Origin of the sequence: Treponema sp. OMZ 840, from assembly GCF_050937815.1 — a bacterium.
Taxonomy (GTDB): Bacteria; Spirochaetota; Spirochaetia; order Treponematales; family Treponemataceae; genus Treponema_C.
On the sequence record NZ_JACDIJ010000010.1, the window covers coordinates 39962 to 53767 of the forward strand.

Genomic DNA, 13806 nt, shown 5'->3' on the forward strand with positions numbered 1-13806 from the left:
TTTTCTAACGCCGATATTTAAATGAGGTGTAGTCCCTATGAAAGAAGAAGCGCAAAGTATGACACAACGTTTATACCAAACCTTGCTTAATCAAAATGAAGTGCTTGCAGATATTATTTCACAGCAGCAAATATTGCATGCCGGTGTAATGGCCAAAAATTGGGAACAGGTTGAACGGGCGGTGAGCACCGTTAATATGCTTTCCGAACGTTTTTCCGCTTTGGAAAACGACCGCACGGCTGTTTTTGCGCTGTTATGCCCCAAAGATCCGGATGATATTTATGCGGTAACCCGCGCGGTGTCTTCGGTTTTTAAACGTCCTATTATGGAAGTATTCCATCAAGTACGCCAAAAATTGGCGGTTTCAAAAATAGAAAATGATGTTTTAAACGAATACATACGAATTACGCAGGGTTTTTTACAAGGCGTTTTTGAAACGGTATTACCGCAACGCAGAAATACCCTGTACTCGCCGGCGGGAACGGTTGTAAAGACACAGCCCGAATCGGTGGTTGTAAATACCGTAATTTAACAAAAGGAGTTATTGTATGGCTTCAAGTTTTGCAGGTATAGAAATCGGTAAACGCAGTCTAATGGCACAAAACCAGTCCATCATGACTGCCGGACATAATATTTCCAATGCGGATAACGAAGGTTATTCCCGTCAAAGAGTTAATTTACGCGCTTTTGATCCCTTGTATCGACCGGATTTAACTCGTGAAGAACGGCCGGGACAAGTAGGTCAGGGTATTGACGTTCAAAGTATAACCCGCATACGGGATGAGCTTTTAGATATCCGCATAACCGCACAGGCAAATCTGGAATCGTATTGGGAAACGCGCGATAAGTATTACAGTATGCTTGAAAAACTGTATAACGAACCGGCCGATATTTCAATCCGTACTACAATGGATAAATTTTGGGAAGCATGGCAGGAACTTTCAATATATCCGGAATCCGCTGCGGCACGCCAAGCTGTCGTAAGCAGGGGAGAGTCGCTGGTAAACTCCGTCCGCCAACGTTTTATCGGCTTACAGGGTGTCGGAACTATGTTAAACGGCGATATTGAAGCAACCGTCAGGCAAGTAAACGATTATGCGTTGCAAATTGCCGAACTGAATAAAGAAATAATCCGTTCGGAAGCTATGGGCGACAACCCGAACGATTTATATGACCGCCGCGATTTAATGGTGGAAAAACTGTCCAAGCTTATAAACATTACTACCGACCGCCGCGACCCCGATGAATTTATGGTACATATCGACGGTCATATTTTAGTACAAGGCGGTAAAGCCCGCGGCTATGAAGTTGTACCGCTTACGGATAATAACGGATATACAAAAGTTGTATGGGCAGATACGCAAAACGACGCTTTTTTTGCCGGGGGCAGTTTGGGGGCGCTTATTGAATTGCGTGATGTCGATATCCGTACTGAAATACAAAACTTAAATACGGTAGCCATGAATTTTACGGATCTTGTAAATGATATTCACCGTAATTCCGTCGGAGCAAATAACGTTACCGGCCTTGATTTTTTTGTAGAAGAGCCTTTTGTTGCGAATGTACTGGGTAATTATGACCGCGACGGTGACGGCATTGAAGATTCGACTTATTTATTTCGTATCAGCGGTTCAAACGAACTGCATCCCCAAGAACAAACGGGACTTGCCGGCGTTATTACCCTGTCGGGCACTTCGGGAAATGTCGAAATTCCTTATTATGCTACAGATACCGTCGAAACGCTTATAAACCGCATAAACGATTCAAACGGTGAAGTAAAGGCCTACCTTGACCGGACAAACCGCCTTGTTTTAAAGGCAACGACGGCATCTTCGCCCGATAATCCGGATTTTGTTATCCGTCATATAGAAGATTCGGGCTTTTTTTTAACCGGTTATGCAGGTCTTTTAGCCGGCAGCGGACCTGAAAACGCATACGATTTTAACCAAGCCGATGCGGTGAATTTTCTTGCCGCCGCAGTACGTGAAGGTTCTGCGGATATCGGCGTAAATGCCGTCAACACGGCCCGCTATGCGGTAGCACCCGTTTTAAATCCGTCAGGTTATATGCATGTCAACAAGGCGGTAAAAAACGATATCTTGTCGGTCGCCGCGGGAAAGCCGGGACATAACGGAGTTGTAGAAGCGGGCGACGGTTCTTCTGCTGTGGAAATCGCGGCTTTGCGGAACAATCCGGTTATGATCGGCCGTTCGCGTACCTTTGACGATTATTTTGCCGAAAGCGTTACCGATGTAGGCTTAAAAGGCGAACAAGCGCAAACAAATTTGTTGAGTCAAAATAAAATTATGGCGGATTTACGCGATTTACGCGATTCGATTTCCGGCGTCAATATCGATGAAGAATTGGCCGATATAATTAAATTCCAGCACGGCTACAATGCAGCCGCAAAATTCGTCAGTGTTGTGGATGAACTTTTGGATACGGTTATAAACCGTTTAGGTGTTTAATAGGAGCAAAAGATGAGAAGAGTAAGCACTTCTTTAGCGAATAACGACGTACAGTACAATCTTCGTATACAGGAATCGAAGGCTAACAAAATGAACAACCAAATGGGAAGCCAGCGGCGTATTCAGGATTTACGCGACGATCCTTTGGCGGCAGGACATCTTGTGCGATACCAATCCTACCTTTCCCGTGTCGAACAGTTTGAAAAAAACGCAAAAACCCTTACCGACCAATATTCGGTTTCCGAAGGATATATAAAGCATTCTTTGGATGTTATGCAGCGTGTAAGAGAACTTGCCGTCACCGGTGCCAACGGTGTATATACAAAAGACGATTTAAAAAATATGGCAGCGGAAGTTGACGAACTTTTAAAAGAATTGGTCACATCGGCAAATGCAGTCGGTCCGGACGGGACGGCTCTTTTTGCCGGCACTCGTACAAAAAATACGGCCTTTGAAATCGAATTCGGTTCCGTACCGGGTTCCGGTGACGCTCTTATTACGGACGTTCGTTATAACGGTTCCGTTCAACATAACGATATAGAAGTGGACGAACGTGCATACATGAATCTGAACCGCACGGGAAACAGTATTTTTTGGGCGGAAGAACAAACCCTTTTTGCCGAACGGGATGCAACTGCATATCAAGTACGCTCCGACAGTATTATCAGCATCGACGGTAAAGACATACAGCTAAAAGCCGGCGATAACGTATATTCGATAATTTCAAAGATAAACAATGCCGGTGTTGCTGTAAAAGCGCATTTGGATCCGGTAACAAACGGCTTAAACTTGAAAACAACGGATGCCCGGCAGTTATGGCTTCAGGATAAAAAAGGAAGCGCTTTGTTCGATTTGGGACTTATAAAGGATGCAAGCCAGCGCCCGCCCTATAATCTCGGAGCCTCGGTGCAAGTAACGGGAGGTTCTCTTTTCGACACTGTTATCGCTTTTCGGGATGCATTGCTGCGCGGCGATCAGGAATCCATAGGCGGTAAGGTTCTGGGCGGTTTGGACAGCGGCTTAGGGAATTTAAATAGGCGTATAGCCGAAATCGGCGCACAGTATGAACGGGCGCAAGTTGCGGTTTCCCGCTCGCAAACAAATAATTTGAATACAACCGCTATGATTGCGCGCGAAGGCGATTTGGACATTACAAAGGGAATCACCGATATGAAAATGCTCGATTATGTAAAACAAGCCACCCTGAGTACTGCGGCAAAATTGTACAACAGTACTTTACTTAACTATATAAAATAGGATAACTCATGAGCAGCGACTTTAAAACAGCGGATTTTTCTTTTTCAGATAATACATCCGTTTTACATTTTCCTAAAGGTTTATACGGCTTTGAAGAATATACGGAATTTAAACTTTCCGAATCGGAGTATCGTCCGTTTATGTGGCTTCAAGCGGTACATGAAAAAAAACTCGCTTTTTTGGTTGTAGACCCTTTTATGTTTTTCCCCGATTATGAACTGGATGTCGATGATGAAAGTGTAAAAGATATCGGTGTAAAAGATGCATCCGACGTGCTGGTTATTACGATTGTAACCTTGGCAAAGGATAAAAAAACGCATATTACCGCGAATTTGCAGGGACCCTTGATAATTAATAAAAACAACAAAACGGGCAAACAAATTGTTTTACAGGATCCGCGTTGGCTGACTAAGCATGATTTATCCTCCGCAAATTCACGGAGCTCGTCATGCTGATATTATCTCGTAAAATAAACGAAAAAATCAAAATCGGCAGCGACATTACTTTGACGATTATTGAAGTCCGCGGAGATCAGGTAAAAATAGGAGTGGAAGCGCCCAAACATGTAAAAGTGTTTCGCGAAGAAGTGTTTCAAGCCATACAGGATGAAAATAAAGCGGCGGCTGCAAGTGCGGTTTCCGCTCAAAGCGATTTAAGCGTTCTTTCCGGTTTGCTCGACCAGTGACATTTCCGCTTCGCTTTTTCTCATATAAAACGGCCCCTCGTATTCTTCGATGGGTTTTTCATGTGCACGGAATTTTTTAGCTGCCAGATCCAACAGTGTAAAAACCGCATGAACTTCCTTTACATCGGATATGCCGTTTTCGCCGCTTACGGGCAAAAAGGTAACGATATTTTGGGCAGGGCGTATTGACCGTGCCTGTTCGGCAAAATATGCCGCATCGGCTCCTACTATAAGAAGATTTTCTTCCGGATCCGTATGTGCAAGAATCGTTTCGGTACTTGCGTCAAACGGTCCGTCATTTAAAATTCCGTTTCGATATATTGCGGCATAAAAGCTGTGCTTTTTTGCATCAAGGGCGGGTATAAGGGCGCCCTGCCATTGGCGGTACGGGTAGGCAAGTATATCGAGGGTGGAAAACGCATATACGGGAATATTTTGTGCAAAGCTAAGGGCTTTGAGTGCCGAAAAAGCGAGGCGCAAACCGGTAAAAGTGCCCGGTCCGCTGCACAATGCCGTATAGTCAAGATTTTCGGATTTTAGATCGCAATGGGATAACACACATTCTACACCGTCTAAAAGCTTTTCCGATTGCCGCATTCCTATATCAAGGCTTAAAAGAGCTTTTTTTTCGCCGTTACATGCTGCAAAGCAGAGGGCTGATGTACTGCTGTCTATTGCAAGAGCTTTCATTATTGTAAATCTCCGTATGGCCAATTTTCAATTGTAATGGTACGTTTTTCGTTTTCGGCGCTAAGCGTTATAATGATGGAATTTTTAGGCAATTCGCTCATAACCTTTTCACTCCATTCGATAATACAAACACCGTCGCCGTACAACATTTCTTCCGGACCTAAATCCGAAAAATCCTCAATTCCTGCAAGCCGGTATACATCCATATGGTACAGCGGTAGGTTGCCCTCATATACGCTGATAAGAGTAAAAGTCGGGCTGGTAATTTCTTCCGTTACACCGAGCGAACGGGCGATACCCTTTGTAATAGTGGTTTTTCCCGCAGCCAAAGTGCCTTGAAGGGCTATAACATCGCCCCTTTGTAAAAATAAACCTATTTTTTCGCCCAACAAAATTGTTTCGTCGGCTGATTTTGTATATACGGTTAACAGGGCAGTAATCCTTTTTTATCCATTTCCAGTATTTTTTCTTTTATTGCCCGTATAACGGGCAAAAGAGGATAATCCACATCATCTTTTAATTTTAACTCTATATCCTTCGCTCCGCTTGCACTCGTTTCTATTGTAAAATCTATAGGAAGCTCTTTGGTTCTGTTTAAAAAAGATAAAACGGCTTGTGCTTCGTACGAAATACGGTAATAAATATAGCCGGCCTCTTTGTGTAAAATCTTTAATTCCAATACTTCCATAGGTTGTACTCCGATCGCTGAAACAGCAAACACACTTATACGATTTCGTCGTAATTATACACTAACGAAAAAATAGTATTTCGTGCTTTTTTTGACATTCGAATAAAGCGCATATGCAAAACGGTTGTTTTCATATCTACGTCTTTTTTTGATTTTACCACAATACCTATTATACTGTCTATCTGTTTGCCGATAAGGTCTATCGTAATTTGAATATATTGTCCGTCTTGGGCCGGTACCATTGTCCGCATTTTACAGCCGCCGGCTGAAATATCGTTAATCATACCCGGATATGCTTGCCCCTGCGGATAATATTGTTTTTTCCCTTCGCTTTCAAGAATCTTTAAGGAACGGAATGTACAACGCTGCGAAATCGAAACACGTTTAAATCTGCGCTGAAGCATGGGTATAATGTTTTTTGTATGCGTTACAACCATTTCTTCAAAGTCTTTGCGCCGTTGGTAGCGTATTATACGGGGGGAAATTTTATATGCTATGCCGTTTTTTAACTGAATGGTCAAAAGAATTTTGGATAAGGGAAGCGGTTTTATTTTTGTGCCGTCTTTTTTTTGTGCGATTGATATAATCATTTCCGTATCGTTGTTTTCAATAATCGCGACCGGATAGTTTTCACCTTTTTCATCGGTATATGTTGTTGCAAGCCCTGCCGAAAACGCAATACTGTTTGTTATCATTGTTAAATTCCGCTTACCGTTTTCGATTTTATGAATTATCGTAAAAAGCAATAACTTTTTAGCTTCCGTTTCGGCCGTATGCGCCGCTCGTTGTTCTTCGGCGCATATATTTCGGTAAATTGTTTTTAAAGGACCGGCAATACATTGCTCGGTAGAAGATATAAGAGGCAAAGCCGTTATATTATAGTTTTTGCATAAAGTGATTAAAAAAGCGATTTCTTCTTTTGACAAGCCGAGTTTTTTCCCGGTTGCTTTTAAAAGATTCACATCCAATACTTTTTTCGGTTTTTTTGCTGCGGAATTGCGTAAAAAGGCGTTAAAAGCTTTTACCGTATATTTTAATATGATAAAAAGCATAATAACGGCAAGAATCAAAACGGCAATGGGAATAAGCTTTGTGTTTTGGCGTACGGCTATTGCACTGCCTGCTTGCAGTATCAACATCGGTTTTCTCCGAAAGATTGAACGGCCGCTACAAAAGAACGCAGACGAGGTACTATTTCGTATTCGGCTAAATCACCGGTGAGTACGGTATCCGCATCGGAAAGAGATTTTTCAAAATCGGATAAAACGGGAGAAAAATCCCGTAAAAAAACAAGGGGAGATTGTCCGTCTATTAAAAAGCGGTCAAAGTAGTGCGGAAATAAGCTGCACAAGCTGACCGTGCGGCACAGTATATCGAACAAATCGGCAAAGGATGTTAATATAACCGACACTTTCGCATCTTTTCCGCTTTGCAGTAAAACGGAAAGTTGTTCCAGTTCGTTGCTCAAAACCGAAATCTTTGATCCCGTATCCTGCAGGGCGCGCATAATATCGCTTTGAGTAATTGTTTCAATTTTAATGCTTTGTATATTCGTAATCGCCCGATCAAAAATAGAATCCATTTGCTCGGCTTTTAGTGCAAAACCGTCTACTTCTACGGATACGATAGTTGCCTCGTTTTTTTCACATTCGATTTGAAACGCTTTTAAAACATCTCCGAGTGTTTTTTCATCTTCGAGTATAAAGTCCGCTTTTACAGAATTGATGTATATATTCATATGTACCCTCTCTATCTTGAACTGTTTTGACTGTCGGTAAAGTTTGTTATAGAATCGGATTGTTTTTCCAAACTGTTTAAAACGGCCTCCATTTGCCCGTATTTCCTTTTTAAATCCTGTTCCTTTTGTTTTAATTTTTTTTCAAGACTTTCGATATTTCGTTCCGAAGAACCTATGCGGGTATTTAACAGCGATGTTTTTGAAGCGATGATGCCGCCGATTTGCGTAAACGATTGCAAATCTTTGTCCAATAAAAAGGCGATACCGGAATCGACAAGCAAGTCGCCGTCGCTGTCGTAACCGAACAGGTTTTTTATATCCTGCATATTGCTTTGTAAAGCGGCATCCAATTTTTTTTCATCTATTTCCAAATAGCCGCGCAATCTGCTCGGAGCAATACCTGCAAAGCCGCCTGTTGTTGCGCTTGAAGAAATACCGATTTGCGACAGCATAGTGATTTCGGCATCGTCGGTAGACGGATGACGGTTTGCCATAATCGTTTGTAAAGAACGTTTCCCGTTTATAAGGGTAAATTCGGTTTGCAGCATTCCCAAGCGTTCTTCCGCCTCTTTTGCCTCTTCGGTACTCAAATATTCCAGTTCGGTAATTATTTCGGGTTTTGTTTGGGTTAAAATATTCATTTCAGCGACAAGACGGTTGTATTTTCCTACGAATGTTATCAACGATTCTTTTGCCGCTTCTGTATCTGGCGCTATAGTGATTGTAGCCGGTTTTTCCGTTTTTGCATGTATATTGAGTTTTACATTGGGGACGACATCTTCTATTTCATTTGTAGGCCGGCTAATGGTTATTCCCTGATATTTGATTTTTGCATCCGAAGCGGTTTCCGCCGGATTAAGGGGAATATATCCTCCCGCAGCGGAATTGTTGACGGTTTGCGGAGTGCTCATAATGATTTTTTTATGCGTATTGTTGTTTTTTATGACAAGCGATTGTATATCGGGGTAATCCGATATATTAACGGCATATGCGGTATTTTCTCCGTTTTGTTTAAGCGCAGTTAAAGGGATTTCGCCTCCGGCTTTTGTTTTTATAAAAACCGCTGTATAATCTTCAATCGGTTCGGCGGGAAGGACTTCGGTTTTTTCGGGCAGTTTTGTATCCAAATTTTCATTTGAAAGCGTAATGTCTTTAAATTGAACGATGCCCGGTCCCGGAAGGTCGGGGCCGTCGGGTAAAATCTCTTCGGCAGGCAAATCGACTGCACGGACGGTAAATCGTATGCTGTTGCCTTTTTCCGCCGCTATTTTGGAAGAAATTGCACTTTCAAAGCCGGAGCGGGGGGGGAGGGTAAGGGCATCCGGGGCAAATTGTACGGTTTTTGAGTTTAAGGTACCCGCATTTTGAATTTCAGTGCGTTTTATCGTAAACGAATTGTGCGCTGCAGCCGGTGCTTTACCGATCATGCCCGTTTGCAGGGCAAAATCCTTTGCCGCCTTTGAAAACACCAAGCGGTTTTCGCTTCCCGTAATCAAAGACTCGATTAAAAGAGCCTGCGTATTTTTGGTAATGCCGATAAGAGACGCTTTTACGGTATTTGCGGAGCGTCTGTTTAATGCGGCGGCAAAATCCGATAATTTTCCGCCCTTCCAGTTAAAACTTATCGTTTTTTCGTTTACCGTGTATTCGTATGTGCCGGCAGGTACCTGCATTTTACTGTCCAATTCGGCCGATAAAAAACGGTCAGCTTTTGCCGTTTCAAGAACTTCAATTTTAAATGATTCCAAAGCGGCATCCCGTTTCGGCTCGGCAGTTACTGCGTATTCGTCCGTAGACGATGCCAATTTGGAATTAAAGGGATTATCGAAAGAATAGAGGGACCTGACCGTTTCGCGCAAAGAGCGCATATGAGCGTTGACGTTGCGCCATGCATTTTGTTCGGTTTTATATGACTCGAGCCGATTTTGTTCCTGTTTTAAGGGAACTCGTTCGGTTTCCATAAGGTTTTTAATGAGATCGTTTGTTTTATATTTATCGGTTACACCGGGTATACTTATATCGGCCATGCACTGTGTAGTCTATTGTCCGCGTTATCAGCGCGTTTCGTCAATAAAACTGCCTATTGCATTTTTAACGCGAATTTTCATTTCCTGCACTTCTGCGGACGGAATCTCCTTAATGATTTTATCGGTAGACGGGTCCACAACGGTAACGACAACCTGATCCAGCTGTTCATTCATATTATAGCGCAATTCTTTTGCCGAAAAATTTTGGACAGGCTTCGGTTCCGTTTTTTTCACGGGCGGTTTATTAACTCCGGCTTCCGCATTAGTTATGGTTGTTTGCACACCTCGTACTGCGGCTGCATAATCATATGCCGTGCGGCTGTCCATAGCCGGATTATTCCCAATTCCATTTGTAGTTATACTCATGGCGTTTCCTCCTTGAAACGGCGTTATATATAACGCTGGGTGCAATCTGATTTTAAAGAAAAGTACGAAAGAGGGGCGCACCTCTTCCGTACTTCCTAATCGTTCATCAAAAAGACGACATCCAGTTTTCTCTTTAATGAACATGTGTGCTTTTAGCTCAATAAGGGCAATACGTTTTGTGCTTGCGTATTTGCCTGAGCCAACATCGCTACGCTTGACTGTGTCAGTATCTGATTTTTGGTGTACTCAACAATCTCGGATGCCATATCGGTATCTCTGATTATTGATTCGGCAGCTTGCAGGTTTTCCGCGGCAATTCCGATACCTTTTGCAGCCATTTCAAAACGGTTTTGATATGCACCAAGGTCAGCGCGCTGCTTATTTACAGAAGTAAGGGCGGAATCCAAGGTTGCAATCGCCATATTGGCCGATTCCGGACTCGCAATGGAAAGCTTTGCAGAAGCATCGCCTTGTGTACCTACCAATCCTAATGACTGTGCGGTCATTGTACCGATGTATACACGTGCGTTCTGGTCTACGTTTGCTCCTACATGAAGCTGCATAATCCGTCCTGAAACGGAATCGGTTGCAAATGCACCGGTAAGCATATTCATGCCGTTGAATTGGGCAGAACTTGCGATGCGGTCTACTTCATCTATGAGCTGGGAAACTTCGACTTGAATTTGCATACGGTCTTCATCGCTGTAAATACCGTTTGCCGATTGAATCGAAAGTTCGCGGATACGGCCGAGAATATCCGTTGTTTCCTGCAAATAACCTTCGGTTGCCTGAATAAAGGAAACGCCGTTTTGGATATTCTTTTGAGCTTGGTTAAGACCGCGGATTTGCATACGCATCTTTTCGGATACGGCAAGTCCCGAAGCATCGTCACCGGCTCTGTTTATCCGCTGACCGGAACTGAGTTTTTCAATGTTGCCCTGTACTTGATCGGTATTGATACCGAGAGTACGGTTTGCATACATTGAACTCATGTTGTGATTAATAATCATATGTTACCCTCCATGTGATAAACCTGTAAAGCATCATGCTTTAAGGCCTGTTTTACGTTTCGGGCAAGATAAAGACTTTTGCGCCTTCTTTATCTCGTTTTAGACCCGTACAACAGGAACCGTTACGGCTGTGTCATACAGCTGTAACCGTCTCTGTCGCTACGTAATCACTGAAAGGTGCTGTCAAAGATCTCTTGTTTTACACTGCGGCTTTTGCCGCGGTGTAAAACGCACGCCTCTAAAAAAGCATTCATATAACAGCTTGGGGAATTTTCGAAAAACAATGGAAGTAAAAACCGCTCAAGCTGCGGGCACAGAAGCCTCCGCTAATAGTATAGCACATCTTCTGTGTTCCCACAAGCCCTTATACAGTACTATTGAAGCAGTGTCAAGACGTTTTGAGTCGTAACGTTGGCTTGAGCCAGCATTGCGGTACCGGCTTGCGCCAAAATCCGGTTCTTCGTGAAGTCAACCATCTGCTTTGCCATATCGGTATCGCGGATAGTGGATTCGGCAGCCTGCAGGTTTTCTGCGGCAACGTCGATTCCCTTGACTGTCATTTCGAGCCTGTTTTGGTAGGCACCGAGGTCGGCACGCTGTTTGTTGATTTTTTTCAAGCCTTCGTCAATGGTTCCGATAGCGCGGTTTGCGTCATCCGGAGCTGCAATAGACATAACTTTTTCGGAACCGATTTCGCGTACGCCTACGGCCATAGCGGTCATCGTACCGATAAATACCTGCATGCGCTGATCCATGTTTGCACCGATATGGAGCCACATAGAAGCGGTAACGGTATTTTCACCGGTAGCGCGGGCAAAACGTCCTGTCAGCATGTTCATACCGTTAAACTGGGCATGACTTGCAATGCGGTCTACTTCGGCTACAAGCTGAGAAACTTCAACTTGAATCTGCATGCGGTCTTCGTCGCTGTAGATACCGTTGGATGACTGTACTGCAAGTTCACGAATACGGTGCATAATATCGGTGGTTTCCTGCAGGTAGCCTTCGCTTACCTGTATAAAACTGATACCGTTTTGCGCGTTGCGTGAAGCTTGGTTTAAGCCGCGGATTTGTGAGCGCATTTTTTCCGACACAGCCAAACCGGAAGCGTCGTCACCGGCACGGTTGATTTTCATACCGGAAGACAATTTTTCCATGTCTTTAGCCTGTGCCAGGTTTGTAACACCCAAGACACGGTTCGAGTACATTGCCGACATGTTGTGATTGATAATCATGAGATTCCTCCATGAAGATATATAAAGACAGCATCCTTGCTGTCTTTTTTTTGTGTAAACGGCCATGAAGTAATTACAAGGCTACAGTCACGGCTTTTACACAGCAAGAGCTTCCTAATTGTTTTTCTTCAACGAAGGATTACAATTATGGTTCTCTACACATATTTCATCGGCATACGGTATAAAAAACTTTAGTTTTTATTTGAAAAATGATATACTTTTTATATGTACAAAACCGTTTACTGTCCTTTTTGCGGAAAAAAAGGGGCGCAAGAACTTATTTTTTCTTTTAAAAGGAGCAAGGAAGGATGCCGCCGGTTTTTTCGCTGTCATGACGATGAACAGCCTGCCGATATATGCAGTTCCGATACGTGCAGCGGGGGCAAAAAAAGGGGCTGCGGCGGTATTTTTGTTCATCCCGATTGTTTTATATCTGCGGAAGCGCAAAAAAAACGCTATCTTTTGCATAATAACAGTCTTGCCGATAAAGGGTATCGTTCGTTTTTAGCCGATTTTGCGGATACCGCACTGTTTTACATAAAAAAACTGCTTGGCCGGCCGCCGCACACCGTTTTCGATTACGGCTGCGGAAACGGCGCCTTAGTTGAACTTTTAGCCTCTTATACGCGCAGCGGGCTTTTGCCCGAAGATACCGAGATTCGCGGCTGGGATCCTTTTTTTGCCCCCGGCGTACAGTTTTTTCCCGGCGGCGCGGATGCGGTGCTTTGTCTTGAAGTCGCCGAACATTTTGAAAGCCCGCACGAGGGCTTTGCAGGCCTTGCGCGTGCATGCAAAGCCGGAGGCATTCTTGCAGTGCACACGCTCTTTGCGCCCGATAACGTTGACGATTTTAAAAGCTGGTGGTATAAAGAAGATCCAACCCACGTAAGTTTTTATACACAAAAAGCACTTGAGTTGTGCGCAAAGCGTGCGGGCTTTGAATATTGCGGTACTTATAGTAATTGCAGTATTTTACGCGCCGCCTTTCCGCGGTGAGACATTTTGTTTTTTTCTTCGTCGGACAGCTCGGCAACCGTTTTTCCGTATTCGCTTAAAAACACGATAGGGTCGTAACCGAAACCGCCTTGACCGCGGCTTTGTTCGATGTTTTCTATCAGGGTGCCTTCAAATGTTTCCTGAACGCAATAAAAACGCTCTTTTCCCAAATATAACACCATTGCGCATACATAGCGGCATCGGCGCGCTTTATCGGCTGAGAGCGGCGCTTTATGCGCTGCAAGCGGCTGTGCGGTTTTTTCGGCCGTTTGCACGGCTGCGCATACCGCTTCATCAACGGCTTGTAAAAGCAGACGGTTTTGCTCTTCCTGCGGAATCTTCGTTCCGTCGGGCCTTCCTTTCGGAAAGGCGCTTCCGGCATAGCGTGCCGAATAGATACCGGGTGCGCCGCCGAGAATGTCGACGCAAATGCCCGAATCGTCGGCAAGTACCGGTTCTTTGACAATTTCCCACAGGGCGCGCGCTTTTATCAAGGCGTTTTCAAAAAAACCGTTTCCGTTTTCAATCGGGTTAAAGTCGATTCCCTTATCCGAAGGAATTAAAATTGTATGGCCGCGGCAAATTTCCTGCATTTCCTTTTTTTTGTGCAGGTTGCCCGTTGCAAGATACAGAGTCATAAAAAAAG

At 43.9% G+C, this 13806-nt stretch carries 16 protein-coding genes; 6 read left to right on the plus strand and 10 right to left on the minus strand.

Going from position 1 to position 13806, the window contains the following annotated elements:
- Window positions 1-37 precede the first annotated feature (37 nt).
- Genes H0R92_RS11260 through csrA form a run of 5 tightly spaced genes read left to right on the plus strand, consistent with a single transcriptional unit; the run spans window position 38 to window position 4410 of the window.
- On the plus strand, window positions 38-532 hold the full coding sequence (locus tag H0R92_RS11260; protein ID WP_432964734.1) for a hypothetical protein: 495 nt from the start codon (window positions 38-40) through the stop codon (window positions 530-532).
- Window positions 533-548: 16 nt separating this feature from the next.
- On the plus strand, window positions 549-2468 hold the full coding sequence (gene flgK / locus H0R92_RS11265) for a flagellar hook-associated protein FlgK (RefSeq protein ID WP_432964737.1): 1920 nt from the start codon (window positions 549-551) through the stop codon (window positions 2466-2468).
- A gap of 12 nt (window positions 2469-2480) precedes the next feature.
- Window positions 2481-3725 carry a flagellar hook-associated protein 3 gene (locus H0R92_RS11270; RefSeq protein WP_432964740.1) on the plus strand — a complete coding sequence of 415 codons (1245 nt, stop codon included), beginning with the start codon at window positions 2481-2483 and terminating at the stop codon, window positions 3723-3725.
- Window positions 3726-3733: 8 nt separating this feature from the next.
- A complete protein-coding gene (gene fliW, locus H0R92_RS11275; RefSeq protein WP_432964743.1) occupies window positions 3734-4180 on the plus strand; it encodes a flagellar assembly protein FliW in 447 nt (148 codons plus the stop codon).
- Window positions 4174-4410 (plus strand): carbon storage regulator CsrA, encoded by a 237-nt coding sequence (gene csrA, locus H0R92_RS11280; RefSeq protein ID WP_432964745.1) that lies wholly within the window; start codon window positions 4174-4176, stop codon window positions 4408-4410. The genes fliW and csrA overlap by 7 nt, the downstream gene beginning before the upstream one ends.
- Here the strand turns inward: csrA and tsaB are convergent.
- The 9 genes from tsaB to H0R92_RS11325 all read right to left on the minus strand — a co-directional run bounded on the left by tsaB (window position 4378) and on the right by H0R92_RS11325 (window position 12164).
- On the minus strand, window positions 4378-5100 hold the full coding sequence (tsaB, locus tag H0R92_RS11285) for a tRNA (adenosine(37)-N6)-threonylcarbamoyltransferase complex dimerization subunit type 1 TsaB (protein WP_432964747.1): 723 nt from the start codon (window positions 5098-5100) through the stop codon (window positions 4378-4380). The two genes, csrA and tsaB, sit on opposite strands and share 33 nt — an antisense overlap.
- Complete coding sequence (gene tsaE / locus H0R92_RS11290) at window positions 5100-5531, minus strand: tRNA (adenosine(37)-N6)-threonylcarbamoyltransferase complex ATPase subunit type 1 TsaE (protein WP_432964867.1); 432 nt, start codon at window positions 5529-5531, stop codon at window positions 5100-5102. The genes tsaB and tsaE overlap by 1 nt, the downstream gene beginning before the upstream one ends.
- Window positions 5525-5788, minus strand: a complete 264-nt coding sequence (locus H0R92_RS11295) for a hypothetical protein (protein ID WP_432964750.1) — start codon at window positions 5786-5788, stop codon at window positions 5525-5527. Before H0R92_RS11295 ends, tsaE begins: the two co-directional genes overlap by 7 nt.
- Window positions 5789-5823: 35 nt before the next feature.
- Window positions 5824-6927, minus strand: coding sequence for a PilZ domain-containing protein (locus H0R92_RS11300; RefSeq protein ID WP_432964753.1), 1104 nt, complete (start codon window positions 6925-6927; stop codon window positions 5824-5826).
- On the minus strand, window positions 6921-7526 hold the full coding sequence (locus tag H0R92_RS11305; protein ID WP_432964756.1) for a hypothetical protein: 606 nt from the start codon (window positions 7524-7526) through the stop codon (window positions 6921-6923). Before H0R92_RS11305 ends, H0R92_RS11300 begins: the two co-directional genes overlap by 7 nt.
- A gap of 11 nt (window positions 7527-7537) precedes the next feature.
- On the minus strand, window positions 7538-9553 hold the full coding sequence (gene fliD, locus H0R92_RS11310; protein WP_432964759.1) for a flagellar filament capping protein FliD: 2016 nt from the start codon (window positions 9551-9553) through the stop codon (window positions 7538-7540).
- A 27-nt stretch (window positions 9554-9580) separates the two neighbouring features.
- Complete coding sequence (locus H0R92_RS11315; RefSeq protein WP_432964762.1) at window positions 9581-9919, minus strand: flagellar protein FlaG; 339 nt, start codon at window positions 9917-9919, stop codon at window positions 9581-9583.
- 152 nt (window positions 9920-10071) lie between these two features.
- On the minus strand, window positions 10072-10929 hold the full coding sequence (locus H0R92_RS11320; protein WP_432964765.1) for a flagellin: 858 nt from the start codon (window positions 10927-10929) through the stop codon (window positions 10072-10074).
- 374 nt (window positions 10930-11303) lie between these two features.
- On the minus strand, window positions 11304-12164 hold the full coding sequence (locus H0R92_RS11325) for a flagellin (protein WP_432964768.1): 861 nt from the start codon (window positions 12162-12164) through the stop codon (window positions 11304-11306).
- 225 nt (window positions 12165-12389) lie between these two features.
- Between H0R92_RS11325 and H0R92_RS11330 the strand changes: the two genes are divergently transcribed.
- Window positions 12390-13160 (plus strand): class I SAM-dependent methyltransferase, encoded by a 771-nt coding sequence (locus H0R92_RS11330; protein WP_432964771.1) that lies wholly within the window; start codon window positions 12390-12392, stop codon window positions 13158-13160.
- On the opposite strand, the gene H0R92_RS11335 is transcribed toward H0R92_RS11330, so the two are convergent.
- The gene (locus H0R92_RS11335; RefSeq protein WP_432964774.1) at window positions 13118-13798 is read right to left on the minus strand and encodes a non-canonical purine NTP pyrophosphatase; all 681 of its coding nucleotides are present in this window, start codon (window positions 13796-13798) and stop codon (window positions 13118-13120) included. The genes H0R92_RS11330 and H0R92_RS11335 overlap by 43 nt on opposite strands.
- Window positions 13799-13806 lie beyond the last annotated feature (8 nt).